At 63.7% G+C, this 26,044-nt stretch carries 19 protein-coding genes; 10 read left to right on the top strand and 9 right to left on the bottom strand.

Annotated elements, in window-relative coordinates; genetic code table 11:
- The first annotated feature begins 26 nt into the window (after window positions 1–26).
- The gene (locus tag AZG88_RS31595; protein ID WP_061700102.1) at window positions 27–851 is read left to right on the top strand and encodes a nitroreductase family protein; all 825 of its coding nucleotides are present in this window, start codon (window positions 27–29) and stop codon (window positions 849–851) included.
- A 35-nt stretch (window positions 852–886) separates the two neighbouring features.
- Here the strand turns inward: AZG88_RS31595 and AZG88_RS31590 are convergent, their stop codons facing one another.
- From AZG88_RS31590 to AZG88_RS31570, 5 genes are read right to left on the bottom strand one after another with little or no spacing between them, the layout of a single operon-like run.
- The gene (locus AZG88_RS31590; protein WP_061042568.1) at window positions 887–1,993 is read right to left on the bottom strand and encodes an acyl-CoA dehydrogenase family protein; all 1,107 of its coding nucleotides are present in this window, start codon (window positions 1,991–1,993) and stop codon (window positions 887–889) included.
- Between the two features lie 12 nt (window positions 1,994–2,005).
- A complete protein-coding gene (locus AZG88_RS31585; protein ID WP_061042567.1) occupies window positions 2,006–3,184 on the bottom strand; it encodes an acyl-CoA dehydrogenase family protein in 1,179 nt (392 codons plus the stop codon).
- Window positions 3,181–3,603: a Zn-ribbon domain-containing OB-fold protein gene (locus tag AZG88_RS31580; protein ID WP_061042566.1), complete on the bottom strand. Its 423-nt coding sequence runs from the start codon at window positions 3,601–3,603 to the stop codon at window positions 3,181–3,183. Before AZG88_RS31580 ends, AZG88_RS31585 begins: the two co-directional genes overlap by 4 nt.
- The gene (locus AZG88_RS31575; protein WP_061042565.1) at window positions 3,603–4,793 is read right to left on the bottom strand and encodes a thiolase C-terminal domain-containing protein; all 1,191 of its coding nucleotides are present in this window, start codon (window positions 4,791–4,793) and stop codon (window positions 3,603–3,605) included. The genes AZG88_RS31580 and AZG88_RS31575 overlap by 1 nt, the downstream gene beginning before the upstream one ends.
- A 38-nt stretch (window positions 4,794–4,831) precedes the next feature.
- Window positions 4,832–5,911 (bottom strand): phosphotransferase family protein, encoded by a 1,080-nt coding sequence (locus tag AZG88_RS31570; protein ID WP_061700101.1) that lies wholly within the window; start codon window positions 5,909–5,911, stop codon window positions 4,832–4,834.
- A gap of 168 nt (window positions 5,912–6,079) precedes the next feature.
- Between AZG88_RS31570 and AZG88_RS31565 the strand changes: the two genes are divergently transcribed.
- The 5 genes from AZG88_RS31565 to AZG88_RS31545 all read left to right on the top strand — a co-directional run bounded on the left by AZG88_RS31565 (window position 6,080) and on the right by AZG88_RS31545 (window position 11,172).
- A complete protein-coding gene (locus tag AZG88_RS31565; RefSeq protein ID WP_061700100.1) occupies window positions 6,080–6,913 on the top strand; it encodes a mycofactocin-coupled SDR family oxidoreductase in 834 nt (277 codons plus the stop codon).
- Between the two features lie 210 nt (window positions 6,914–7,123).
- Window positions 7,124–8,767 carry a flavin-containing monooxygenase gene (locus AZG88_RS31560; RefSeq protein WP_061042563.1) on the top strand — a complete coding sequence of 548 codons (1,644 nt, stop codon included), beginning with the start codon at window positions 7,124–7,126 and terminating at the stop codon, window positions 8,765–8,767.
- Window positions 8,764–9,687 carry an alpha/beta hydrolase gene (locus AZG88_RS31555; protein WP_061700099.1) on the top strand — a complete coding sequence of 308 codons (924 nt, stop codon included), beginning with the start codon at window positions 8,764–8,766 and terminating at the stop codon, window positions 9,685–9,687. Before AZG88_RS31560 ends, AZG88_RS31555 begins: the two co-directional genes overlap by 4 nt.
- A 206-nt stretch (window positions 9,688–9,893) precedes the next feature.
- The gene (locus tag AZG88_RS31550) at window positions 9,894–10,118 is read left to right on the top strand and encodes a hypothetical protein (RefSeq protein ID WP_061700098.1); all 225 of its coding nucleotides are present in this window, start codon (window positions 9,894–9,896) and stop codon (window positions 10,116–10,118) included.
- A 232-nt stretch (window positions 10,119–10,350) separates the two neighbouring features.
- A complete protein-coding gene (locus tag AZG88_RS31545) occupies window positions 10,351–11,172 on the top strand; it encodes an SDR family NAD(P)-dependent oxidoreductase (protein ID WP_061042560.1) in 822 nt (273 codons plus the stop codon).
- 1,392 nt (window positions 11,173–12,564) lie between these two features.
- Here AZG88_RS31545 and AZG88_RS31530 read toward each other — a convergent pair.
- Both AZG88_RS31530 and AZG88_RS31525 read right to left on the bottom strand, forming a co-directional pair.
- Window positions 12,565–13,314, bottom strand: coding sequence for an ABC transporter ATP-binding protein (locus AZG88_RS31530; protein ID WP_061042557.1), 750 nt, complete (start codon window positions 13,312–13,314; stop codon window positions 12,565–12,567).
- Window positions 13,311–16,031, bottom strand: a complete 2,721-nt coding sequence (locus AZG88_RS31525; protein ID WP_061042556.1) for a branched-chain amino acid ABC transporter permease/ATP-binding protein — start codon at window positions 16,029–16,031, stop codon at window positions 13,311–13,313. Before AZG88_RS31525 ends, AZG88_RS31530 begins: the two co-directional genes overlap by 4 nt.
- A gap of 355 nt (window positions 16,032–16,386) precedes the next feature.
- On the opposite strand from AZG88_RS31525, the gene AZG88_RS31520 reads away from it, so the two are divergent.
- The 4 genes from AZG88_RS31520 (at window position 16,387) to AZG88_RS31505 (ending at window position 22,572) form a co-directional block, all read left to right on the top strand.
- A complete protein-coding gene (locus AZG88_RS31520) occupies window positions 16,387–17,652 on the top strand; it encodes an ABC transporter substrate-binding protein (RefSeq protein WP_179443176.1) in 1,266 nt (421 codons plus the stop codon).
- A 297-nt stretch (window positions 17,653–17,949) separates the two neighbouring features.
- Window positions 17,950–19,089 (top strand): NDMA-dependent alcohol dehydrogenase, encoded by a 1,140-nt coding sequence (locus AZG88_RS31515; protein WP_061042554.1) that lies wholly within the window; start codon window positions 17,950–17,952, stop codon window positions 19,087–19,089.
- Window positions 19,086–20,588, top strand: coding sequence for an aldehyde dehydrogenase family protein (locus AZG88_RS31510; RefSeq protein WP_231914271.1), 1,503 nt, complete (start codon window positions 19,086–19,088; stop codon window positions 20,586–20,588). Before AZG88_RS31515 ends, AZG88_RS31510 begins: the two co-directional genes overlap by 4 nt.
- Window positions 20,589–21,324: 736 nt before the next feature.
- Complete coding sequence (locus AZG88_RS31505) at window positions 21,325–22,572, top strand: epoxide hydrolase family protein (protein ID WP_061042553.1); 1,248 nt, start codon at window positions 21,325–21,327, stop codon at window positions 22,570–22,572.
- 1,245 nt (window positions 22,573–23,817) lie between these two features.
- On the opposite strand, the gene AZG88_RS31500 is transcribed toward AZG88_RS31505, so the two are convergent.
- On the bottom strand, window positions 23,818–24,963 hold the full coding sequence (locus AZG88_RS31500; RefSeq protein WP_231914270.1) for an MsnO8 family LLM class oxidoreductase: 1,146 nt from the start codon (window positions 24,961–24,963) through the stop codon (window positions 23,818–23,820).
- Window positions 24,944–25,585 (bottom strand): TetR/AcrR family transcriptional regulator, encoded by a 642-nt coding sequence (locus AZG88_RS31495; RefSeq protein ID WP_061700095.1) that lies wholly within the window; start codon window positions 25,583–25,585, stop codon window positions 24,944–24,946. The genes AZG88_RS31500 and AZG88_RS31495 overlap by 20 nt, the downstream gene beginning before the upstream one ends.
- Window positions 25,586–26,044: the final 459 nt, after the last annotated feature.

The following is a 26,044-nucleotide window of genomic DNA, read 5'->3' as shown; positions in this document are numbered from 1 at the left end:
TGTTGCTTGTAGTAAAATCGTTTCATATGGCAACTGGCACAGTTCAACCTCAGTCTGCCCTCCAACAACGCTACGGCGACGCGACGATTCCCGAGCCTGCGCGGTGGAATAACGTGCTCGACACGGTGCACAACCACCGGTCCTACCGGCGGTATCTCCCAGACCCAGTGACTGACGAAGAGATAAGTCTGCTGGTATCGGCGGCACAATCTGCAGCGACGTCGTCAAACCTGCAGACCTGGACGGTCGTCGCGGTTCGCGATAAAGCGCGCAAGGCTCGCCTCGCCGCATTGGCTGGTCGCCAGACGCACTTCGTCGAAGCGCCGCTGCTGTTGGTGTGGACGGCGGACTTCGCGCGCCTTCGCCAGCTCGCCCAAGATCGCGGGGTAGCGCTGGACGGTGCGGACTATCTCGAGAGCAGCTACGTCGGATTCATCGATGCGGCGCTGGCGGCCCAGAACGCAGTGACCGCAGCTGAATCATTGGGCTTGGGAACGGTATTCGTCGGCGCCATCCGCAACAATCCGGAAGAGGTGGCTGCAGAACTAGGGCTGCCGAAGCACGTGTTCGCCGTGTTCGGACTCGTCGGACATCCCGTCCAGTCCGAACAAGCCCGAATCAAGCCGCGCCTCCCGCAGGCCGCGGTGCTGCATCACGAGACTGACGCGCTCGAATCTCAGCGCGGACAGGTCGATGTATACGAGGAGCGGATCGGTGCCTTCTACGCGGAGCAGGAGATGAGTCACTCGTGGACTGAACGGGTACTTGCTCGGCTGGCGTCGGCAGACAGTCTCAGTGGCCGGCACCGGCTGCGTGAGTCCCTCCGAATCCTTGGCTTCCCGCTCCGCTGACCCCGCGCAACCCGAATGCATTTCAAGCCGCTGAGTCAGCCCGCGGGTGTGAGGACGTCGCGTGCGATCTGACGCAACAGCGCGCTCGAGCCCTGGTGGCTCGCCCGTAGGAAGAGTGCGCGCTTGTAGTACCGATGCAAGGGCGCGTCCCACGTCATCCCGATACCACCGTGCAGTTGGATTGCCGTCTCGGCGGCTGCAACGGCTGCAGGCAAGGCGTGCGCTGCCGCCGCGGCGATCTCGAGCGACGCGGGTGCTTTGAGGCGGTCCGTCTCGAACGCAGCCCAGAGCACCAGCGAGCGCGCCAGTTCGCCGTCCACGTAGAGATCCGCGAGCTGATGGCTGACTCCTTGGAACGTCGCGACCGGACGGTCGAACTGCTCGCGCAGGGAGGTGTACTCCGCGGTGATGGTCAGCAGCCTGGAGATGATGCCGACTGCCTCCGCGGAGGCGAAGAGTCCGGACAGGTCCTCGACCCGCCGAGCCGTGTCCGTAGCCTCCTGACCGCTCAGCAGGATTCGTGCCGGTGCGGAGTCGAAGACGACCTCGCTGACCGACTGGCTGGCGTCCAGGCTCTCCGTGGGCCTGACCGAGGCATGCGCTGCGTCGACGAGGAGGATCGCCGGCGCGTCGCCCCATACGGGAACGAGGAACGCGTCTGCGGCATCGGCACCGATGACCCAGGTTCGAGTTCCGGACAGGAGCGGCTGCGTCGAGGTCCCTCCCACGGTCAGCGGCACGAACGCATCGAACAGTGTGCGTCCGCCCGCTGAGGCTCCCGCGAACGCGACGCGTCGCTCGCCGCCGACGACTGCGGGGATAAGCTCCTCCGAGTCAGGGGAGGCGATCAGCCACGGCAGCACGTGTGCGACGGTGGCGAGCAGCGGGACAGGCAGAAGTCCGGCGCCGACCTCCTCGAAGAGCACCGCGGTGTCGCTGTGGGTGGCCCCTGCGCCACCGAGGTCTTCGGGCACGGTGAGTCCGAGCCACCCCAGCTCTGCGAGTTTTCGCCAGACGCGCGACGTGAGGCCGGTCGCATCGTCGACGTTCCTGTTCAGCTGCTCCAGCGGATTGATCGTGCCGATGAAGTCACGGCCGACCTTGCGAAGAGCATCCTGTTCCGGCGTGGGTCGAAGGTCCATTGATCTGATCTCCTATCGTGCACGCGGCAGTCGCAGGACGCGCTCCGCGATGATGTTGCGTAGGACCTCACTTGTGCCCGCTTCGATCGAGTTGCCTCTGGTGCGGAGCACCGTATATGCCCAGTGGCCGCCGTCGAGGCCGTCTGCGCCGGGCACCAGGCCGTCCAATCCCACGGCGTCCTGGGCGAGAGCCGCGAGTGCTTGGTTGAGCAGACTCCACTCCAGCTTCGAGATCGTGCCGGCGGAACTCGGCTTGCCGGTCTGGTCGAGCTCTGACAATGAGCGGAGATTGGTGACGCGCAGCCCCTGGGCACGCACCCAGATACGGGCGTACCGTTCCGCCAGGATCGGATCATCGGCTGGGACGTTGCCGTCCGCTCCCGGCCGTGTCATAAGCCCGCCGACCCTGTCGAGTTCGGCGATGAGCTGCGATGACAGGGCCACCCCGTGCGTAGACCGCTCGTAGTCGAGTGTGGTCAGGGCCACCTTCCATCCGTCACCAGGCTCGCCGAGCATGGAGCTTCGCGGTATCCGCACGTTGTCGAAGTAGATCTCGTTGAACTCGGGGTCTCCCGTGAGCTGGGGGAGTGGCCGCACGTCGACGCCTGGCAGCGACATGTCCACCAAGAAGAAGGAGAGGCCCTTATGCTTCGGCGCGGTCGGGTCGGTGCGCGCGAGGAGGATGCACCATCTCGCGTACTGCGCGAATGATGACCACACCTTCTGCCCGGTGATCACCCATTCGTCGCCGTCGAGTACTGCACAAGTGCGAGCCGCGGCGAGGTCGGATCCGCTGCCGGGTTCAGAGAACCCCTGACACCAGATTTCGTCCGCGGTCAACAGCGGTGGAAGAAGTCTCCGTTGCTGCTCATCGTTACCCCACGCGATGATTGTAGGACCCGCCATGTCCACACCAATCACGCCGAAGTGCTCGGGCACGCCGGCTCGCGCAGCCTCGGAGAGCCAGATCTCCAGGTAGGAATATGGCAGGCTCCGTCCACCTGCCTCGATCGGCCACGTGATGCCCGCATAGCCGCCTTCGGCCATCGTGCGACTCCAGGCCCGCCACTGGTCGACTTCCGCCTCGGTCGGGATACCGGAGATCACGGGGGCCAGGTGCGCGTGGTCCCCGAGCCACGCTCTGGCCTCGGCACGGAACGCGGCCTGACTCGCGTCGTCGTCGGGTGTCACGGTGTGACCCGCTCGAATCCGAGGAGTGTCGTTTCGTCGACTATGTAGGCGACCGGACGGACCACCATGTTGTCCTCGAGCGGTCCGTTCGCAATGCGGCCGAAGATCCGTCCGCCTCCGTCGAAAAGGACTGCTGCGATCGTGTACGGAGTCTCCGACGCAAAGGTCTCGTCCGCAGTCCGATGGACGACGATCCACGACTCCACCTTGCCCTGCTCAGGGAGAGGACGATCATCGACCGATTCGCTGCCACACTGCGAGCAGGTCGGCGTGGGTGGGAAGAAGGTGCGGTCACATGACTGGCAATGCGGAATAAGCAGTTCGCCGCGACCGAGTGCGTCCCACCACCAGCGGGTGTCCGGATCGATGTCGGGAGCGACGGTTGCGCGCTGGTCGATGACCTCGAATGAGTTGGACATCAGTTCCCCTTCCTGAACACGATCGCCGATCCGTCCACCAGAACACCAGAGGTGGCGACGCTGACCTCGGCATCCTTTACCTGTCGGCGCTCCCCGCGTCCTTGGACCTGGAGGACCGCCTCGGTCACGGTGTTCATTCCGTGCACGTAGCCCTCGTTAAGCAGCCCGCCGTGCGTGTTGGTCGGGATCCTGCCGGTCAGTCCCGTCTCGCCGGAGCGGATCAAGTCGCCGGCTTCGCCTCGTTCGGCGAAGCCGAGCGCCTCGAGTCCGTAAAGCACCGCAGGACTGAAGCAGTCGTAGATTTCAGCGACGTCCACGTCGGTCGGTCCAAGACCGGCGGACTTCCAGAGTCGCGGCGCGAGCAGGTGCTGGCAGTTGCGGCTGAAGTCGGGCCATGAGTGCAGGTCCGCGATGTCGAGACCCGAACCGCGCCCGGTCACCCAGGCACCTCCTTCGATGATCGCCGGAGTGACCGGGGCATCGGCGGCGCGGTCGACGGAGGTGACGACCAGTGCGACCGCGCCGTCCACCTCGACGGTGCAGTCCACCGTTCTGAAAGGCTCCACGACGTAGGAGCGGGAGAAGTACTCGTCGAGGCTGAGCGGGTCGCGGCGGACAGCGCGGTCGTTCAGCGCCGAGTACTCCCTCTGCTTCATCACGACCGCGGCGAGATCTTCACTGGTCGCGCCTGTTTCGATCATGAAGCGACGCGACCACATGGCGATGTACTGAGGGTACGAGTTCAAGCCGATCGGATATCGGAACTGACCCGACGGGGAGTCGAAGTGCGTCGAGCCCACCTTCTTACCGCTGCGCCCGTTCAGCGCGCGGTACACGATGACGGTGGACGCGACGCCCGACGCGACAGCCATCGCGGCGTTCAATACGGCGAACGCAGGCTGCGATCCTCCGTTGTTCAGGTCCAGGACGAAGCTCAGGTCGTTGCAAGCCAGACCGGTTCCGACAGCCTGGCTTGTCACCGAGTCGTTGAACAAACCATAGCTGCACACCCCGTCTACATCGGCTGCGGTCAGGCCCGCATCGGCGAGCGCCGCGCGAGCGGCCTCGAGGGCGAGGTCGAGGACGCTTCGCGGCTCCCCTGAGACCGCAAGCTTGGTGTAACCCACGCCGGTGACGGCGGCCTTTCCGGCGTACGCGGGCCGCGCGGACCCGGGCGCTCTCTGTGACATGTGGATGAACCTCTTTCGTTTCTGAATTGACGGGGTGTCTATGCCTGCGGTGCGTGGGCGTCGGGCCAGAACGCGGTCAGGCCGTGGTCGAGTACGGCTCGGCCATCCTCGAGTAAGCCGGCCATCGTGCCCTGCAGCTCCTCGTATATGGGGTCTCGGAGCCGACCGCGCCGGCTGAGCTGCAGGTTGTATGCCAGGATCGCGGCGTACTTGAAGCATGAGGCCGCGACGTGCCAAGACAGTACGTCGGGGTCGGCTCCATACAGCTCGGCGAGTCGCGCGCCGGTAACCTCCACTGATCCGGTCGGATTCGGCTCGGGCTCGTACCGCCGCCGTAGCGCGGCAACCGTCAGGCACGCGAGGTCGGTGAGCGGATGCCCAAGCCCGGCAATCTCCCAATCGAACACAGCATTCACTGTCCGGGGGCCGAACAGCAGATTGCCGAAGTGGTAGTCGCCGTGAACGAGCACGGGCTCCGCTGACGGATCACTGCGGTTGAGTTCGCGGAGGAGCTGCACGCGCAGTTCGTCAGCCGCATCTTGGACATGATCCGGTCCTCGCTCGACCAGCGGCACCCAACGTGCGATCTCGCCCTCCGGTGGCATACGAGGGTCGCCTGCGATACCCGACTCTTCGACGGAGAGCGTTTGGATCGCTTTCAGTGCCGACACTGCTGCGTTCGCCGTCTCGTCGTGGGAGTGGCGCTCGGCGAACTCGTGCCACTCGGCGCCGGAAACCAGTGACATCACCGCGATGGACCGCCCATCGACCGCTCCGGTGCTATCGCTCGCGAGTACCGCAGGAGCCGGAAGGTCATTTTGGTGCAGGGTGCCCATGATCCGGCCCTGCCGCCCGACGTCCGCGGGACCTGCAATTCGCACTCCCGTGGGTGAGAGCCGCACCACGATGTCGTCATCAGGCCTGGTAGACCGATGGAGCACTGCTCGGTAGGTGTCGCCGGAGTGTCCGGTGCCGAACCGCTGGAACTGCGTAAGGGCGACCGAAGGATCGTCGAGGGCGCGCTTGAGGAAGATCTCGACGCTGAGCGACGGATCGATGTGACCGGTGCCTTCGAGGTCCTGTCGGGTCCGCTTATCGGATCGTGCTCGTTCAGTCATACCGAAACTACTTTCGTTTATTTACATTGCGCTACCCACTATATATAGGATCTGTCATGATTTGTCTAAGCGAATTCCACGCAGGTGAGGCCAGGTGGGTCTCAATGTGACGTCGGTGTCCCGCACGGCGGGCGGGACGCCGAGGTCGTCGAACGAATGGAGGATTAGATGGGGCGGGTAGCGGGAAAGGTGGCGTTCATCACGGGAGCGGCGCGGGGGCAGGGGCGCAGCCATGCGATTCGGTTGGCCGAGGAGGGGGCCGACATCATCGCCATGGATATCGCACGCGACATCGGTTCGGTGCCGTACGGGCTCGGGACTGCGGCTGACCTCGCGGAGACCGCACGCCAAGTCGAGGCTCTCGGTCGACGCGTCGTCATCTATGAGGCCGACGTGCGCGACTACGACCGGCTCGAGTCGGGGCTCGATGACGCGGTCGCTCAACTCGGCAGACTCGACATCGTGTCCGCGAACGCCGGAATCCTGAGCTTCGCCCCGATGGATCAGCTCACAGAAGAGCAGTTCGACGATCTGCTCGATGTGAATCTGAAGGGGGCATGGCACACGGCGAAGGCGGCCATTCCGCATCTTCGGGGCAACAAGGGCGGATCGATCATTCTCACCAGCTCCGCCTCCGGGATCAGCGGGGCGGGCAACATCGGGCACTACTCGGCGTCGAAGCACGGCATGGTCGGGCTGACCAAAAGTCTTGCGCTCGAGCTGGGCGTTGACAGGATCCGAGTCAACAGCGTGCACCCGACGAGTGTGGACACGAAGATGATTCAAAACGACGCGATCTACGAGCTGTTCATGCCGGATGTCGCCCCTGCGGAGCGGACAAGGGAATCGGTGACACCACGATTTCTGAATCTCAACGTCATCCCGATCCCCTGGGTGGAGGCGATCGATGTCTCCAACGCCGTCCTCTGGCTTGCTTCCGACGAGTCGCGCTACGTGACCGGGCACCAACTCACCGTCGACGCGGGTCAGCTCGCCCGATAGCGCGCGAGACGCGCAGGCGGTGCCGGCTGCAGGTTCGAGCTGAACCCGATCGAAATCAGTCGGGGTTTTCTGGACAGTATCGAACCGCATGTGTAATCTCGAATCGAGATTCTGAATTACTCGGTGCATTTTCAGAATGCATCGCGTCCTGGGCGGCACGGGGCGTGCCTCTGTCCGCGATCCACTGTTCGACTCAAGGGAGGCTGTGCTATGACCGATGTGACGGATGTCGAGTTCGACGCCATCGTGGTGGGGGCTGGTGCCTCCGGGCTCTATGCGCTCTATCGACTCCGCCAGGCGGGGCTGCGCGTTCGTATTCTCGAGGCCGCAAGCAGCGTTGGCGGTGTGTGGTTCTGGAATCGATATCCAGGCGCTCGATGCGATGTCGAGAGTGCTGACTACTCGTACTCCTTCTCCGCCGAGCTCGATCAGGAGTGGACCTGGAAGGACCGCTTCGCGACGCAGCCGGAGATCGAGGAGTATCTGAACTTCGTCGCCGACAAGTTCGACCTTCGTCAGGACATCCAGTTCAATACGCGTGTCGAAGCCGCTGTTTTCGATGACCAGACGGGCATGTGGACGGTCTCGACGTCAGAGGGCGAGACGTTCGTCGTGCGGTACTGCGTGATGGCGACCGGCCAGCTCTCCTCATTCAACCGTCCGGTATTCAAGGGTGCTGAGCGATACCGGGGCCGAACGATAGACGCCGGCACCTGGCCAGACGAGCAGATCTCGTTCGAAGGACTTCGGGTGGGTGTTATCGGCACGGGATCGACGGGGATCCAGCTCATCCCCGAACTCGCCAAGGAAGCGAAGGAGGTCGTCGTGTTCCAGCGCACGCCGAACTTCAGCGTGCCTGCGGGGCACAAGAGGTACTCCGACAATGATGTTGCTGAGCTGAAGGCGACCTATCCCGAGCGTCGGATCGAGGTCCTCGATTCCCCGACGGGCAATGTGTACGACCCCAACCCGATGTCGGCCCTGGACGACACGCCAGAGAATCGGAAGCGCAACTTCGCTCGGCGGCAGAGCAACGGCGCGTTCGCCATCATGTTCTCGTACAGCGATCTGTTGACCAGCATGGAGGCAAACGCCTTCTTCACCGAGTTCCTGCAGAACGAGATCCGCAACAAGGTGAACGACCCGGCCGTCGCGGAGGACCTGGTGCCCACCGGCTATCCCGCGGGCAGCAAGCGACTCTGTGTCGATGGCGGCTATTACGAGACCTTCAACCGCAGCAACGTGCGCCTGGTGAACGTGAAGAAGACGCCCATCGAGGAGTTCACCGAGACCGGCATCCTGGTAGGCGACGAGAACATCGAACTCGACGTCGTGATCTACGCCACTGGATTCGACGCGATGACTGGTGCCATGACCAAGATCGACATCCGCGGACGCAACGGTCTCACGCTGCGCGAGAAGTGGGAGGATGGCCCTCGGGCCTACATCGGCCTGATGATCACCGACTTCCCGAACCTATTCATGATCGCCGGACCAGGCAGCCCCTCGGTTCTCGGCAATGTGATTCACTCGGCGGAACAGCACGTCAACTGGTTCGCAACGGCGATCGAGCGGATGCACGCGGACGGGCTCGACACCATGGAGCCGACCGAGCAGGCGGAGAACGATTGGCTCGAGCACGTTGCTCAGGTCGCGGATTCCACGGTCTACACGAAGACGACCTCTTGGTACCTGGGCTCGAACATCCCAGGCAAGCCGCGGGTATTCATGGCATACCTGGCCGGCACCAACACCTTCCGGAACATTTGCAACGAGATCGCGGCGGACAGCTACCGCGGGTTCGAGTTCAAGGCGCTCGAGAGCGCCGACCGCCTCGTAGGGACCGGCCAATGACACTGCACCGACAAGCCCAGGAACTGCTGGAGTCGTTCGCATCAGCCACCGGCGACGGCCCACCACCGGAGCGTTCGGTCGAAGAAATGCGGGCGCTATCCGGAGGCTTCCGCCAGATGCAGGGAGACGCGGCCGTCATCGGCAGCACCCGAGTCGAGAAGATCCCCGTGTCAGGTGGATTCGTAGAGGCCACCGTGTACGAGCCGGTGCACGATGCGAAGGGACTCGTCGTGTACTTCCATGGAGGCGGCTTCGTCCTCGGCGCGCCTCGCGATTTCGAAGTGCTGTACCACGCGCTGGTGGCACAGTCGCAGGTGCGGCTCGTCGCCATCGACTATCGGCTGGCACCGGAGCACCCGTTCCCGACAGGGGTCGACGACTCGTATGCTGGGCTGCTCTGGTCTGCAGAGCATTTGGCGAACGGGTTACCGATCATCGTGGCCGGGGACAGCTCGGGTGGGACCTTCGCGGCGGTGGCTGCACGACGCGCGCGCGATCATGACGGTCCCGCCCTTGCAGCTCAGGTGTTGGTCTATCCGGTCACGGATCACGATTTCTCGCGGACCTCGTACGACGAGCATGGTGACAGCGGGCTGCTGGTCGGCAAGTCCGACATGGAGTGGTATTGGGCGCAGTATGCGAGTGATCCGGCTGTGCGAGACGGTGAGGACGCGTCGCCGCTGCGGGCAGCGTCGTTCGAGGGGCTGCCTCCGGCCTTCGTGTTGGTCGACGAGTACGACCCGGTACGCGATGAGGCGAAGGCCTTCGCAGACAGGCTTATCGATGCCAAGGTTCCCACGGTCGTCGACTACGTCGCCGACCAGATGCACGGATACTTCACGATGGCGAACATGATGGCGAGCGCCGACGAGTCGATCGCACGAGTGGCCGCGTACATCAGGTCAGTCGTTCATCACTGATGTAATCAAAGCAGTGATGTTGTCTGGCAGTGGCAACCGCCGCCGAGGGTGGATGAATGCGGATCGTGGGGCTGGTGAAGGAGGCACCGGACGCCTGCGGTGTGCGGAAGATGGAATCGACAACCTCTGCGTGACCGGCACTCTCGTGTCGCGGCGTCACCACACCGAGCTTGGTCACGGAGGTGGCAGCCTCCGGCTAAAGGAAGGTGCTGGTCGCCGCGGTGGACGATTCCGCGGCCACGGTGCGGCCGGATGCGGCGCTGAACTCGATCGAGGGCGGCGCCGCTGGCCGTACCGTGGCCGCGCTCGTGGTGGGCGCGGGCGACGCCCTGGAAACCGTCACCAGTCCGGGTGGAACCGTGTCGCAACGCCACGAATTATCTACCGCAACAGAGGTTCTATGGTCCCTGCGTTTGCCGGCTCGAAGGTGAGCGTCGATCGTGGGGCGGCCGTCGGAGGATCCGAGCGGTGGAGGGTGCCGGAAACATCGCATACGTGCAGCGGGTGTGGCGGACAGGAATCAGGCGGCGAAGAAGATCGTCGCAATCAATGAGGACGCCGACGCCCCGATCTTCGGCATCGCCGATTTCGACGTGGGGGATCCTTTCATGTCGCGCCAAAGGCGGCGTCGGCGATCAAGGCGCAGCAGGGCAGGGAGAAGGAATGAAGGTGTGGTTCATTACAGGGACGTCTCGGGGGTTCGGCCGAGAATGGGCTGAGGCGGCGTTGAACCGTGGCGACGCAGTCGTGGCGACGGCGCGGGATGCGAGCTCGCTCGAGCCGCTCGTTGCCGACTACGGCGACAGGGTGCTGACTTTGCCGCTGGACGTCACCGACCGCAGCGCAGCTTTCGAGGCGGTACGCCGAGGGCACGAGCGTTTTGGTCGGTTGGATGTGATCGTCAACAACGCCGGCTACCCCCAGCAGGGCATGGTGGAAGAGCTGTCGGAAGCCGACGTGCGCGACCAGATCGAGACCAATCTTTTCGGTGCAATCTGGGTCACGCAGGCGTCGCTCCCGTACCTGCGTGCGCAGCGGTCCGGGCACATCCTGCAGGTGAGCTCCGTCGGCGGCGTCACCGCCTGGCCGAACATCGGCATGTACAACGCATCCAAGTGGGCGCTCGAGGGCATTAGTCAGGCGCTTGCGGACGAGGTGGCCGCGTTTGGTATTCGCGTCACGCTCCTCGAGCCCGGCGGCTTCGCTACCGACCCGGACCGGGTGTCCATCCGTTTGCCCACCCCGATCCCGGACTACGACGTCGTCCGCGAATCGCCAGCGTTCGGTCAGCGCCGCCTCCCCAGGACGGGATCTCCGACCGCGGCAGCCACTGCGGTGCTGGAGCTCGTCGATCTCGAGGAGCCCCCGCTGCGGATCTTGCTCGGCGAGGATCCACTCAGGCTCGTCGAGGACGACTACAAGCTCCGACTCGCCCTGTGGAGGCAGTGGGATTGGCTATCCCGCGAAGCGGGCGGCACGCGGTGATGATCCGGACAGTTGTCGGCTCGCGGCGGTCTTTCGCTCGTCGACCGGCGGGTGGAAGAACTGAACGATATATTCCCCTATCCTCAGCCTGCCCATAGAGCGCCGCGAGGCATCACTCGCGGTCGAGGCCGTGAATACTGCGGCCGTGGCACTGTCAATCGCACCTGGCTCTGGCCCACTTTCCGTGATGATTCCTGAGTGTGTCAGTGGTTGAGGACTATTCGCTTGCGGAGGAGGAAGATCCGGCTCGTCCGCACATCTGTCTTTTGAGCATTTGATCCGATTTACGTTTCCCTCGACAGCGCCGGAGTTGTAGGGCAAGGTCAGCCCGTTGAGGACGGAGGTGTGGTCGCGCTCAAGTCCTCGGACGAATCGATGCAGTTGCGACAGATCGTCGGACGGGGGCGGCCGCAATGCACGAATTGAGACGGTCGCCGTGACGGCCGGTCAGCATGCCGGCGAACGAGGGGCGTGGGCGGGGTGGCCTCGAGGTGCCGGAATCTGGCGAGAACCTGTTTGAGTCCGAGCTGCATGTCGTCGGTGAGGTCGTCGGGATGGCACAGCATCCACAAGTAATTCGCCGAACCTTCGCGATTGTCGGTGTGGACGGCGGTGCGGCACCGACGTCGCGGAACGGGCAGAGGTAGTCACGAACGGCGGCGTAGCTGCCGCGATAGCCCCCGAATCTCGTCGAAGAGGGTGAGGGCGGTGTCGAAGAGCGTGAGGGCGGTCGTGAATCCGTCGTTCCATCTTCCGTGCCGCCCCGTAGCGGCGCTGTGTGCGGGCGACGAGGACGGATTGTTCGCGGTGCGCTGTGTGCGCCTGCTCGGTGGCCCACCGGAGATCCTCCGCGGCGGTGTGTTCGATGCTGGGCTGGAGGTCGACTGCGGCGTTGACGCGGAGGCAATCATGTTGGGCGGGAACGGTGCTCTCCACGGCATCGGCCATAGGTGCCACAGGTGCGAGCGGTCGGCAACCTCAATCACGCTGGGGGCTCCGGTGCGCGCCCCTTCGGCGTACGCGCGAGTGTTCGGTCAGCCAGCACCTGCAGGATGAGGCGACTCGGTCGGTTCCCGATCGCGATGTCGGTCACCGTGCGTTCGTATCGGCTGTGCACTTGCTCGCAGGTATCACTGGCGGCGGGACGCCGACACCGGCTGTGGGGAAGCGCGAGTGCTTACCCCGCCCCAGAGACGTCACTCGAATCGATCGCGACACCCACCAGGTGGGGAAGCAAAACGCAAAGGGCGCAACGGCTTCCGAAACGGCAGCAAGATCATCCCTCACAATCTGCGCCCCATCGGGGGCGACACGCGGAGAACACGGCCATCACGGAAACCGGGCCAGAACCATCTAACCCTGACAGAACCAGCGGCAAACCATACCGGTCCCTCAGGCCGTGCCCAGGTACTGCTCGAACAGATCACTTTCGAGCAGAGCGTTGGGTGCCCCGTCGAAGACGATGCTGCCACGGCGTAGGACGTAGGCGTGGTCGGCCATCCCCAAAGCCTTCGTCACGTATTGGTCGACGATCAGCAGCGCTGCGCCGCGGCTGGCTAGCTCGAGGAGGAAGTCGAAGATCCTGTCGACGATGATCGGTGCCAGCCCCAGCGATACCTCGTCGACAAGGATCAGCGAAGGGTTACGCACGTATGCTGCGGTGAGCGCCAGCATTTGCTGCTCTCCACCGCTGAGGGTGCCCGCCTTCTGGTGCAACCGTTTTCCGAGTACTGGAAAGGACGAGGAGGCCGCCTCGATCGCTAGGTCCACGCCCCCGCGCGGCGCCTGCATTAGCAGATTTTCGCGCACCGTCAGCGACTTGTACACTGCCCGACCCTCCGGGATCAGACTGAGTCCGCTGCGCGCCCGCCGATGAGGCGCCTCCCTCGTCACGTCTCGCCCCGCCATCTGAACCGAACCGGACATCGGCGGAAGCAGACCGGAGGCGACCCGCATGAGGGTGGTTTTGCCCGCGGCATTGGGTCCTACGAGGGCCGCGACCGTCCCTCGAGGGACTCGGAGTGAGACGCCCCTCAGTACGGTTGTTCGTCCGTAACCCGCGGTCAGATTGATGATATTCAGGGCGGCCGGTCCGCCTTCCACGCCGGAGTCGCCCACCCTTTGCTCGACGATGTTCGTCATGACACTGCCCCTCCGATCTTCATTTCCGGTTCGAGCTCCTCGGAGCCGAGGTATGCGGCGCGGACCTTCGGGCTCGCGGCGATCTCGACGGGCTTGCCGTCTTCGAGGAGACGTCCGAAGTCAAGCACGTAGATGTGGTCGCAGATCCCCATCACCAGCGACATATCATGCTCGACCAGCACGATGCCGCATCCGCGCTCCTGAACCACACGCTGCAGGATCCGGCCGAACTCCGCCGTCTCCTCGTGATCGAGACCCGATGACGGCTCGTCCAGCAGGAGTATGTCGAAAGGTCCGCTCAACGCACGGGCTAACTCGACGAGGCGGCGCTGACCTGTGGACAGACTGCCGGCCTGTAGGTCGGCGAGGTCGGTAATGCCGCAGAGTTCCATCGACTCGAAAGCCGCTTGACGGGTTGTGGCGCGCTCGGCACGCGTCGCGACGATCTGGGAGAACGGGTTGCTGCCGGCCTGACCAGCTTCCCTGCCCAGCGCTACATTCGTTGCCACGGAAAGCGTTTCGCATAGCTGCGGAATCTGGAACGTCCGACCCAGCCCTAGTCGTCCGCGTGCGGCCGGTCCATAGCGGCTGGCATCGACACCGTGCAGGCTGATCTGCCCGCTGATGTTTCGGTTCAACCCACTGACTGCATTGAACGTCGTGGTCTTGCCTGCACCATTCGGCCCGATGAGGCCCGTGATCCGGCCACGCGGCGCTTCGAATGCAACGTCGTCGACCGCGAGCATGCCGCCGAACCGCACCCTGAGGCCAGCGACGCGTAGCCCCGACCCGTCGCCGACGGAGACCTGCCCTGCTAGCTTCGCCGGCGTGAACGAGGGCCCAGCTTGCGGTGGGGCCGTGGCACGACCGCCGAAGACCCGCTCGAACCATCTCCGTGCGGCCTCCGGCATCGTGGGCGTCCCACCCACTGCCGCGGTGAGCACTGCGAATACGCCGAAGACGACGTTGAGCCAGTAGGTGGTGTACACGTTCTGGGCGTACGCCTGGACGATCAGGGGGATTACGCCGAACAGGGCGTACCACGGCGAGGCGAAGGGGGCGATAGCCAGGATCGCAAGGAATACCAGCGAATTGAATGAGCTGAAGAAGGAGTCGCCACTGACCGCGAAGTTCACCGAGACCCCGTAGACGATTCCCGCGATCGCAGCGAAGAACGCCGAGATGCAGAAGACAATGACTCGAGTCATGTACGTGTTCAGGCCCATCACGGATACCGCAGTGGGCGAGTCCGACATGGCCTGCAGTACCCGGCCCAGGCGGGTCGAGTGGATCAACAGCATTACTAGAGCGCTGACCACCAGGAACGCTAATGCTACGTAGTAGAAGTTCAAGTCCGACTCGAATCCCGGCGGTCGCGGCATGATCCGGCCCTGGGCGAGCGTGGTGAACCCGATCTCGGTGGGGTAGAACAGCTGCTCGACGAGCAGCCCGAAGCCGAAGGTGGCCAACGCGAGGAACAGGGTGGACAGCCGGATCGCGGGGAGCGCGATCAGAGCTCCGACCGGCATCACGATGATGCCGGAGAGGACTACCGCGACCAGCCATGGCAGCCCGAAGTCGGTCATCAACTGCGAGAACACGACCGCCCCGATGCCCGCAAACGCCCCAGACGCGAGAGAGATCTGCCCGGACGTGCGCACCAGAAGGCCAAGTGAGAGCAGCATGATCCCTTGTGCGAGGCCGACGGTGAAGAAGGATATCCGCAAGGAGTCGAAGATCGGAAGTAGCACCAGCGCACCGACGACGATTACACCGCTGAGGAGCTTGAGTCGCCAGGGACCACGCCATTGCAGCGGCGGTCGTCGGCTAGCGGCCGTGGGCATCGCGAGCTTCCGCTTCGGAGTCACAAGCAGAACGATGAACAGGACGATGAACGGAAGGCTCGCCGGTAGCCCGGACAACCACGGGACCTGCAGGACGTACGTCTTCGAGACGTCAGCGATGATGCCCAAGCCGATCCCCGCGACGAACGTGATCGGGATGCTGGAGAACGCACCTACCGCCGCGGCTCCGAACGCCTGGACGGCGAGGTAGGTCAGCACCACGGCATCGATCCCGACCAGCGGTGCCAAGAGAACCCCGGACAGTGCCGCGAACGTCACGCCGATGACCCACGCGAACCGCCGGACCCCGCGGGCGTTGACGCCGTGCAGGCCGACCAGGTCGGAGTCGTCCACCACCGCGCGCATGGCTACACCCATCCGGGTAAACCTGAACAAGGCGTAGAGCAGTGCCGAGGCAGCCACAGCGACCGCGGTGACGGTCAGCTGTCCAACCGTGACGACCACCCCGAACATCCGAAACGTGTGGGATCCGTTCGGCAGGAACTGCGGGATCCGCAACGGATCAGGGCCGAAGAGCACCCGCGCCAACCCCTGCACGATCAGGATGACCCCGATCGTGCCGACCACCTTCATGGCGACCGATTGGGGTGCCAGGAAGCGGGCCAGAACCTCGAAAAGCAACCCGAGCGCGGGGCCCAGGATCAGGACGCTGATCACGAACGCCGCAAGCCACGGCAGCTGCAGCTCGTGAGTGAGGAAGTAGAAGAGGTATGCGGCCGCAGCAGCGACCGCGCCATGGGCGAAGTTGAAGATTCCTGACGTCTTATAGGTGAGCACGAGTCCGCTGGCGGCCATGCCATAAATGGCACCAGCGGCGATCCCGCTCACAATGAACGGAAGAACGGCGTTCATCGCAGAGCTCCTTCGTGTGTGCGCCGTCGGTGCTGAGCCGGCAGAAAGCTGCGCGACTCCGCAACGAGATCGATGTCACGACAGCGTTCGAACGGCCTCGCCACAATGACTCCTCGGCTTCGTCTGCTCACATTGCACTCCCTCGTGCATCCACACTTCGCCAACCCACTTCCGGACGGCACGCCCGGGTGCACCTAAGGATGCACGCCGAGTATTCCGACGAAGGATGGCCAAGTCAAGCAATCGTTGCGATAATTCCTTCATCAATTTCCATTTTCTGATAGTCAGTTTCGGTGTAACGTGAGCGACGCGCGACACAATGAAGGTTGCGCCCATGCACAGAGAGGTGCATTTCATGAAAATGTCACGACTTCGGGCCGCGGCCACGCTGGCGGCTGGCGCGTTGCTGTTGACCGCATGTGGTTCCGGTGGATCGTCTGGAGCCGCATCGTCTCGAGAGGCACCGACTGGCGGACCCGAGGGCGATACGATCAAAATCGGATACGCGGTCGCCCAGACCGGATTTGCCTCCGGGGTGGTGGGGCCGACGGCAGAGGTCGCCCAGGCGTGGGCGAAAGGGGTCAACGCCGAGGGCGGGATCGGTGGCCGACCCGTCGAGATCGTCGTCCGCGACACCGCCGCGACACCGGCAACCGCACTGACCGCCGTCAAGGAGCTCGTCGAGCAGGAGGGCGTGATCGCCCTCATGTTCGCCGACGGCGCGAGCGAGAGTGGTCTCAGGGACTACCTGGCGGGCAGCGACGTCGCGGTCCTGGAGGCTCAGAGCTTCGATCCGAAGATGTTCAGCGCTCTCCCGAATTTCTTCGCGACGAGCACCACCGACAAGTACATGCACTCCGGCTATACCGAGGCCGCCGCGGCGGCCGGGGGCAAGTCACTTGCGTTCGCCGTGTGCGCCGAGGTCGCGGCTTGCGCTCAGGCCGGGGAGGTATCCGAGGAGCTCGCCCCGGGACTCGACATGAAGTACACAGGGACAGTCAAGGTGACCGGGTCGCAGCCCAGCTTCACCGCGGAGTGCCTGAAGTTGAACCAGAGTGACACCGAGTGGATCGGGATGGCGCTCGATTTCGCGGCCACTGGCACCCGGATGGCCAGTGACTGCCTGCAGCAGGGCTACACCGGCGGATTCGTTGTGGGATCCGGTTCGGTGAACGGGGGCCTGGACGAAGTCCCGGACGCGAAGTTCACGGGGCCGATGAACGGGTTCCCCTGGTGGGTCGACGACGCGCCGGTCGCGCAATACCGCGACGTGATGGCGGAGTTCGCCCCGGACGTGCCGATCACAGGCACATGGCAGACCAGCACATGGACGGGTCTGGAAATGTTCCGCAAGGCCCTCGCCGGGCACACTGCCGAAGGTCTGACCCGTCAGCAAGTGATCGATGCCTACGGAACGATCAAGGACGAGACCCTAGGCGGGCTACTACCTCAGCCGGTGACCTACACGCCGGGTGAGCCGGCTCCGCCGGTCTCCTGCTACTGGATCTACAGCTATACGGGCGGATCCGGAGAGTTCGAGAACATCCAGAAAGGGACAAGCGGCAATGGTTTGACGACCGATCTTGCTTCATCGTGTTACGACGGACCGCCCTTCTCCTAGAGCGATCCGGCCGGAAGGCATCAGCGCAAAGCCTCGACCGAAGCCGGTGGGGTGCAGCACGCTCTGCGTCCAAACCAACAGGGCCGACGCCGCAACACATGCGCCCGACTGCACGCGCAGCCACCAAACCTGAAGCAGGAGACGTCAACCGAAGCAACCGTTTGGAGAGGAAGCAATGACCTTATCTCCGTTCATCGCCGTATCACGTGTGGCCTTCGGGCCACGCAGATATTGCACGTTTGGATATGACAACCACGCCGGATACATCCCGGCCGTACTGACGAAGGAACCGGTTCGATGAAGACACGCGCAGCAGTACTCTGGCAGCAGCCGGGCAAGTGGGAGGTCGACGACTTCGACCTGGCGGGACCGGGTACGGGCGAGGTGCTCGTCGAGATGGTGGCGACAGGTTTGTGCCACTCGGACGACCACATCGCGACCGGCGACACTCCATTGCCGAACCTGCCGCTCTGTGGTGGTCACGAGGGCAGTGGAATCGTCCGTGAAGTCGGGCCGGGTGTGACCACCCTGAACGTGGGTGACCACGTAGTGACTTCATTCATCCCCGCGTGTGGGAAGTGCCTCTGGTGTGCGCGGGGACTGCAGAACCTGTGCGACAACGGTGCGCTCATCCTGACCGGCGCGCAGTTCGACGGTGGCTACCGGCTGCGCGGCCGCGGGCACGACATCGGCACGATGGCGATGCTCGGCACGTTCTCTCAGTGGCAGGTCATGGACGAGTCTTCACTCATCAAGGTGCGTGACGACGTGCCGCTGGGAGTCGCGTGCCTCGTCGCCTGCGGTGTGCCGACCGGGTGGGGCTCAGCAGTCAACGGCGCACAGGTTTCTCCCGGCGATGTCGTGATAGTGATGGGTGCCGGTGGTGTCGGGATGAACGCCGTGCAGGGCGCGTCGCACGCCGGAGCAGGGCACGTGATCGTCGTAGACCCGCAGCCGTTCAAGCGGCAGATCGCGGGTGAGTTCGGCGCGACGCACACGTTCGCGGATATCGCGGAGGCGACCGATTTCGCCCGCAGTATCACCAACGGCCAGGGTGCCGACTCCGCGATCGTGACAGTGGGCGTGATCGAGGGGCAACAGATCGCCGACGCGTTCAATGCGATTCGGAAGGCGGGAACCGTCGTGGTGACCTCGCAGGGGGCAGTGGCGGCGGTGGGAGCGCCCATCAACCTATTCGAGATCTCGATGTACCAGAAGCGGATCCAGGGAGTGCTGTACGGCATGACGTCACCTCGCGCCGCGGTGCCGCATCTGCTCAACATGTATGCCGACGGGCAGCTCAAGCTGGACGAGCTCGTGACGAAACGATACGCCATCGACGACATCAACCTCGCGTTCGACGACATGCACAACGGCGAGGTGATCCGCGGCGTGATCGACTTCACGACACCCGGGGCGCAAGGAGGAGCACAGTGACCGACATCCTGAACCGCACACCGTCGGAGACGATTCCGCATCGGCGGGAACTGTTCATCCGCGGCGACTGGGTCGTCAGCGAGAGCGAGCTGGACGCCATCCCGGTAGTGAACCCCTCCACCGAGGAGGTGATCGCCACGGTCGTCGACGGCGACGCGCGTGACACCGCCCGCGCGATAGCAGCGGCGCGCACCGCGTTCGACGAGGGGCCATGGCCACGGCTGCGTCCGAAGGAACGCGCCAAAGCGCTGCTGAGACTCGCCGAGTCGATCGAGGGGCGCAAGGACGAGATCGTCGACCTGCTCGTCCGTGAGGCCGGGTCACCGGTCGCGTTCGCAGAGGCTATGCAGTTCCGCCTGGGCCTGACGCACTTCGTCGACATGGCCGAACGGGTAGTCGCCGGACACGAACCGGTGCGCGGCACCCCGCCGGTGTTGGGCAGCCGGGTGGGTCAAGGCGTTGTGATAGAGGAGCCTGCAGGAGTGGCCGCCCTCATCACGGCCTTCAATTACCCGTTTCACTTGGCGCTGATGAAAATCGGCCCGGCGCTGGGTGCCGGCTGTACGGCCGTGCTCAAGCCATCGGAGCTCACCCCGCTGGTGGGTCTCATCTTCGGAGAGTTGGCGGCCGAGGTGGATCTGCCCCCTGGCGTGCTCAACGTCGTCTCCGGAGGCGTGGCGTCTGGAGTCGAGCTGACGTCGAGTCCACACGTCGACGTCGTGAGTTTCACCGGTTCCGACGATGTGGGACGACGCGTGATGCAGCAAGCCGCGGGCACGATCAAGAAAGTCGTCCTCGAACTCGGCGGCAAGTCCGCCGGCATCGTGTTCGCCGACGCCGATCTCGACGCGGCGGCACAGTCGGTGGTCCTCCATATGACCCTCCACGCTGGTCAGGGATGCAGCCTGCAGACCCGGACGCTGGTGGAGCGCAGCGTCCACGACGAGCTTGTCGAGCGTGTGCGCGCCATCCTCGGAGGAATGAAGATCGGCGACACGGCCGATCCGACCTCGGTGCTAGGGCCCCTGATCAGCGCACGGCAGCGCGATCGCGTCGAACGATGCGTGCAGTCGGGCATCGACGAGGGCGGTACGGTCGCCTTCGGCGGTGGCCGCCCGAGCGATCTCGCGCGTGGCTACTTCGTGGAGCCGACGCTCTTCGTCGACTGCCGGAACGACATGACGATCGCTCAGGAAGAGATCTTCGGTCCAGTCGGAACGGTCATCCCGTTCGACACAGTCGATGACGCGATCGCAATCGCGAACGACTCCCGCTTCGGCCTCAGCGCAGGGATCTGGACCCGCGACTCGCTCAAGGGCTACCAGGTGGCAGAGCGGCTGCGCACCGGTGAAGTACTCATCAACGGCGGAACCGGCGGCGTCGACACCTTCGGCCCCTCGGGCGGTTACAAGCAGAGCGGACTCGGCCGCGAATTCGGCGAGTACGGTTTTGCAGAGTACCTCGAACTGAAGAAGGTCGCCTGGCCGGTCATCTCCTGACCACTTGATCTTCCTTCGACGACGTCGAAACATGCACTTACCAGACGACAGTAGGTTGGTCGCAGTTCCTGGCGTCGGACGAGGCGGGCTACTTTACCGGCGTGATGCTGCCCATCGACGGGCCAACACGAGCGGTTGATTGCGATTGGCGTGGACGCAGGAGGCTCCGGTCATCCGGGGCTTGCCTGCACCATCCACCGATCAAAGAGTCAGAAGCTCAAATCATTTGAGTGGCGGATGCGCGGAGTGGTCCGATGCGTGCTCCGACGGACGACATCATTGGTATTGCGATTGTCTCGAGGAAGTCCAGTCCGTGTCGTTTGGATAGCGGTCCCCCTCGAGCGTTGCTCTGGAATCTCCGACAGGTATGTCCGACACCTTCGTCGGTACGGCAAACGTCGCATAGGTGGGGGAGTTGGGAGCGCTTGGCGCGGATGTTGATCGATTCGACGTAGCAGTCCTCGTCGTAGCAGTTCTCCACGCGTGCGTGACGCCCGCCGATCACCACGGCCAGGGTTCGCATCTTGCCGCCGGGAAGGGTCGAAGCCCACTGTGCCGGAGAGGATTATCACGCAGTGATCATGTCTGTCGCGTGTGCATGGCCGGATCGATGTCGTCCGCAACTCCTCATCGATGCAGGAAGGCCGGTTTCTGCTCCATCCGTTACGGCGATCCTGTTTCTGAAAATACGTTACCTATTTCGATATTCCTCTCTAGGAAGTATGCTAATACGAATATGAATTTTCACCTCTCCGAAGAAACTTCGGAGTCCTACTGGCTGGCATTACGGAGGGTGATGGAACCGGAAAAGTTCAGCATTCACATCCCAGACGAACGGATCGACGATCTGCGTCAAAGGCTACGGGCGACCAACTGGCCTGGAGACTTCGGAAATTCCGACTGGGACTACGGCGTCGAACAGGGCTGGCTCCGCGACATGGTGAGCTACTGGGCAGACGACTTCGACTGGAGGGCAGCGGAGGCGCGCATGAATGCCTACGACCAGTTCCGAGTAGAGATCGATGGCGTACTGATCCATTTCATGCTCATACGAAGTGGCCGGCCCAATGCTATCCCGCTGATACTGACGCACGGCTGGCCATGGACCTTCTGGGACTGGCGTGGTGTAGTCGAAGAACTCACGCGAGATAATGATGACGTGGCCTTCGACATCGTCGTCCCGTCGCTCCCCGGGTATGGGTTCTCGTCACCGCTTCGAACCCCAGGCCTCGACATCCGGGGAATTGGGCGCCTTTGGGTGAAGCTGATGACCGAGGTCCTGGGTTACGAACGGTTCGCGGCAGCCGGCGGAGACCTGGGCTCCGCTATCACCGCCGAACTCGGTCATGCGTACCCCGAGCGCATGATCGCTGTGCACTTTTGCATCCTGCTGTTGCCCGAGTTTCACTACAAGGACGTGCGACAGGAGGACTACGCCCCCGACGAGAAGTGGATGATCGCGCGCAATCGGGAGGCAGTACCGCTGATTACCGCGCATCGAGTGCTGCATAGCACCGAACCACAGACGATCAGCTACGCGCTCGCAGACTCGCCAGTCGGGACAGCGGCGTGGATATGGGCTCGGCGTCGGGCTTGGAGCGACAGCAATAGCGATGTGATGTCCTACCGCGGCCGTGACTTCCTGTGCAGCCTGGCATCTGTGTACTGGCTGACCAATACAATCGGTTCGTCGCTCCGGCTCTACAAGGAACAGTATGGAGGGGGCGTTCACGCGACAGGTATGCCCGCGCCGACCGAATGGTCGCTGCTACGTCAAGACGCGCCTTCGATACCGGTCCCGACGGGCGTGGCGGTGGCACCGAAGGAGGTTGCGCTCATGCCGCGGGCCGCCGTTGAGCGGCGTGTGAACCTTGCGCGGTGGACCGTGCTCCCGCGAGGAGGCCACTTTCTCCCATCGGAGGCGCCTGACCTCCTCGCCCAGGAGTATCGCGCCTTCTTCGGCGAGCATCGATTGTCTATCTGATAGCGGGGCGGTGGAGAACTGGGTGAAGCACGATCTCACGGTCCGCGAAACCGTCTCGGGGCCTTACGGCTCGCAGGGCAGTTTGTGCGATTGATCGGCGCATCGTGTGGCGTAGTACGTGGCGGTTTAATGATGTTCCCGCGCAGCGGGTTCCCCTGCATCAGCCGCAACAAGCACGCCTGATTCGCCGCCCGCGGCGCCGATGCGTCCGGGGTGGTGGTGCGGACCTTCGTCGACCTGGCGTCAACGTGCCAGCGGTTGACGCGTATGAGCCGTTGTAAGGCGCACCGGGGCGACCGCGATGCCCTCCCGTCGCATTTGGGCCGACACGACCACTGATCTGTACAGCGACTCCGGCCGACGCCAACCGTGTCCGTCACGCTCGACTTGGTAGGACGTCAGGACCGCGGTCATGGTGGCGCGCCACACGGTCTGGTTCGATAGCCGGCGGGCCCGTCAGGCGTAGAAGTTTCTCGGGGCGATCGTGCACATACGCTCGGTGAGGACCTGGCCAGTACGACCCCGGACAGACTGTGGTGGTTGGTGATGGATCGGCCAGATTGCTTTCGGGGCGGGTCGCACTCGTGCGTGAAGAAAGACGGTGCTGCTGTAGGTATTTCGATTCAAATATGAGGTCGTAAGAATGGCGTCAATGACGAAAACGGCACGCCATTTGGGGTTGTGGGAGCCACGTTGTGGACAGATTACCTTCGGTGTGACGAGCCAAGAGTCGAGGCGCGTTTGTCGCATCTGCAGTGCAGTGGAGGGCGTTCAGGGGTGTGGATTGTCGAACGATATGAATGCCGCTGTCACGAAGTGGTATCGGCGCAGATCATTTCCATTGCGCAGACATCCATGGACGCCACCGAACATCGCCAATGGATTCTGCCTTCTTCCATTCGAGTTGATGTTGGCTCTGCAGCCCTGACGGGCGTGCGCGGAACGCGAACAGCAAGACTCGTTGGCCTGCAATTCGATTGAGCCGACAAAGTCCCAGCGGCCAGCACGAAATCCGTCTATGTCCAGAGCTTGAGGCTCGTGTCGGCGACACTGGGTGGTGCAAGCGGGTAAGGACCATGAAAATTCCGTGAACGGCCGACCAAACTCCTGCTCGCTCCGGTTCCAGTTGTGGTGGTGTTCGTCAACCGCGTGGCCATCTCGCTGGGCCCGATGAGTCGAATGCGGGCAGTGTGCAGCGATCAATCAGGTGGCGGGTGAGTTGGACCTGGGTATGCCGTATTCGCCTCAGACTGCGCCCATAGCCGCCTTGTGCCCGTTGGTTCGCAGGCCGAAGGCTTCGGCGATCAGGGCGTGGGAGTAGCGTCGGGCTTCTTGATCGGGGTTGATGCTTTGCACCATGATTTCCGTAGCACCGGTTTGTTCGATCATCTGTGTTAGTTGGCTGCGGATGGTTTCCGGGCGCCCGGCCAGTTGCTGAGGCCAGATTCCGTCGACGATCCGGGATGGCGCATCCTTTTGACTGGTGGTGAGGGTGCGGGAGGCCTCGTCGATCGAGGGGACGACGATCTGTCCGGGGCTGGTGCGGCCCAGGCTGGCGTAGACGGCGCGGGTGGGCCAGGTCATCTTGTGGGCTTCCGCATCGGTGTCGGCGGCGAACACGCTCACGCCGAGCATTGCCTGCGGGACCTGTTCGCCGTACTGGGTCGGAGTGAACGCCCGGCGATAGGACTGCAACGCGCGGACCGCCCCGGGTGGGTTGATGAATCCGGCGAAGGAGTATCCAATTCCCAGCGCGGCGGCCAGGTTCGCGCTGCTGCCGGACGAACCGAGGATCCATGGGTCGGGACGGGGGGTGACGGTGGGCATCAGTTGGATCTGGTTGAATGGATGATCGGCTGGGAAGTCTCTGCGTAGGAACGCGAGCGCTTCTTGAACTTGCTGGTAGAAGTCATCAGTGAGCCGGGATTCGCGGTCGCGTTTGAGCGCCGCGTCCACGAGTGGGCCGGCGGTGGCTCGGCCCAGGCCTATGTCGAACCGTCCGGGCGCTACGACCTCCAACTGGTAGAACAGTTCGGCAACTTTAAGGGGGCTGTAGTGGTTCAGTAGGATCGCTCCGGACCCGATGCGGATGCGCTCGGTCTCGCGTGCGATGACGGCCATGAGTATTTCCGGTGCGTGGGAAGCGACCGAGCCGATAGCGTGGTGTTCGGCGAACCACATGCGGTGGAACCCTTGAGCTTCTGCATGTTTCGTGGTGATCAGGGCTTCATCGAATGCGTCGAACGCGTTGCCGTCTGCGGGGACTGTTACCTGCTCGACGATGGAGAGCTTTACCACTGTTTTCCTCTTCTGCTGGATTCGTGAAAGCGGGTATAGCGCGGGACGAGTCGGTTGGTGTGACGTATGGGGCTCACGGAGGTGCGAGGGCACCGTGGACGGGACGAAGCCCGTCGACCCCGATTTGCAGTTGGCGGACCCACGGCGTCGTAGTGCGTTGTCGCAGGTCCGTACCGGGCCTGGTGGCTGGAATGTCGGCTCGAGGTTCTACCCGACCGATCTCGCTGTGATCAGCGAGCGAGGCAAGGCAGATGATGAGTTGAATAATGTCCTCGCCGGTGACCCCTTCGCGCAACACCGCGGCGGCATGGCAACGGGCCACGAGTTGTTCGGCAACGGCGGCAACGCGAGTGGCGCATTCATCGAGCTGACGTTCGCTGAAGGGTCGGGCCAGCCGCTCGGTCAAGGCCACATGGGTGGCCTGGCGGCGCACGGCGTCGTCGATGAACCCGGTCAAGGCCGTCCACGGGTCCGCATGATTCACCCAACTCGACAAGCCGGCGTTCTGCCATGCAGAGAACAGGTCCTGCATGACCATCTCGAGAAGGTCATCCTTGGTTGGGAAATGGCGGTACAGGGTGCCAATCGCCACACCGGCGCGTGCAGCGATGTCGCGCACGTCCGCACTGCGCCCCCGCGTGGTGAACTCGGCCGCGGCCGCCTCGATGATCGCCGACCGGTTCCGCACCGCATCCGCGCGCAAATGCCGCTTCACAGCTCGACTCTTTGACATGGGCACACCTCGACCGTACGACAAACCGAGTAATATGAACATGCGCTCCGCTTAACTTCAGAGTGACTTTCAACACTCACCCCCCGCTACGCAGCCCAACGCTGGATGAGTGGACCTCAGGTGGGCAGATCGGTGCCACAGTCATGTTCAGTGCGGCGACACCGCAGGAATTTTCGGACACAAAGACCTCCAACGACCCAGTCGGCTTGGCATCGCGCAAGTTCGAGCCACCCGAGACCGTTCGGTCCGACCAAACGGCGTGTCCGGAGCTCGAGAATCTGCGCGAGTGGGTTCGAACAGACGTCGCCCCGCTGAGTGTTCAGTTGCACGCAGCCTGGAATCCCGATCACTACGCCGCCGCGACACTGCGTGAGACCGCGGGGAAAGAATCGCGGTTTTCGCCGAGGTCGAACTCGGCACTCCACCACCCTCGTGACGGTA

The organism is Rhodococcus sp. LB1 (assembly GCF_001583455.1).
Classification (GTDB): Bacteria; Actinomycetota; Actinomycetes; order Mycobacteriales; family Mycobacteriaceae; genus Rhodococcus_F; species Rhodococcus_F opacus.
This window is presented reverse-complemented; position numbering and strand designations above follow the sequence as displayed.

Bases quoted from the DNA above. Each gene is read 5' to 3' on its own strand.
- AZG88_RS31595 (WP_061700102.1), top strand. From the start codon at position 27: ATGGCAACTGGCACAGTTCAACCTCAGTCTGCCCTCCAACAACGCTAC.
- AZG88_RS31590 (WP_061042568.1), bottom strand. From the start codon at position 1,993: ATGGACCTTCGACCCACGCCGGAACAGGATGCTCTTCGCAAGGTCGGC.
- AZG88_RS31580 (WP_061042566.1), bottom strand. From the start codon at position 3,603: ATGTCCAACTCATTCGAGGTCATCGACCAGCGCGCAACCGTCGCTCCC.
- AZG88_RS31575 (WP_061042565.1), bottom strand. From the start codon at position 4,793: ATGTCACAGAGAGCGCCCGGGTCCGCGCGGCCCGCGTACGCCGGAAAG.
- AZG88_RS31570 (WP_061700101.1), bottom strand. From the start codon at position 5,911: ATGACTGAACGAGCACGATCCGATAAGCGGACCCGACAGGACCTCGAA.
- AZG88_RS31565 (WP_061700100.1), top strand. From the start codon at position 6,080: ATGGGGCGGGTAGCGGGAAAGGTGGCGTTCATCACGGGAGCGGCGCGG.
- AZG88_RS31560 (WP_061042563.1), top strand. From the start codon at position 7,124: ATGACCGATGTGACGGATGTCGAGTTCGACGCCATCGTGGTGGGGGCT.
- AZG88_RS31555 (WP_061700099.1), top strand. From the start codon at position 8,764: ATGACACTGCACCGACAAGCCCAGGAACTGCTGGAGTCGTTCGCATCA.
- AZG88_RS31545 (WP_061042560.1), top strand. From the start codon at position 10,351: ATGAAGGTGTGGTTCATTACAGGGACGTCTCGGGGGTTCGGCCGAGAA.
- AZG88_RS31530 (WP_061042557.1), bottom strand. From the start codon at position 13,314: ATGACGAACATCGTCGAGCAAAGGGTGGGCGACTCCGGCGTGGAAGGC.
- AZG88_RS31525 (WP_061042556.1), bottom strand. From the start codon at position 16,031: ATGAACGCCGTTCTTCCGTTCATTGTGAGCGGGATCGCCGCTGGTGCC.
- AZG88_RS31520 (WP_179443176.1), top strand. From the start codon at position 16,387: ATGAAAATGTCACGACTTCGGGCCGCGGCCACGCTGGCGGCTGGCGCG.
- AZG88_RS31515 (WP_061042554.1), top strand. From the start codon at position 17,950: ATGAAGACACGCGCAGCAGTACTCTGGCAGCAGCCGGGCAAGTGGGAG.
- AZG88_RS31505 (WP_061042553.1), top strand. From the start codon at position 21,325: ATGAATTTTCACCTCTCCGAAGAAACTTCGGAGTCCTACTGGCTGGCA.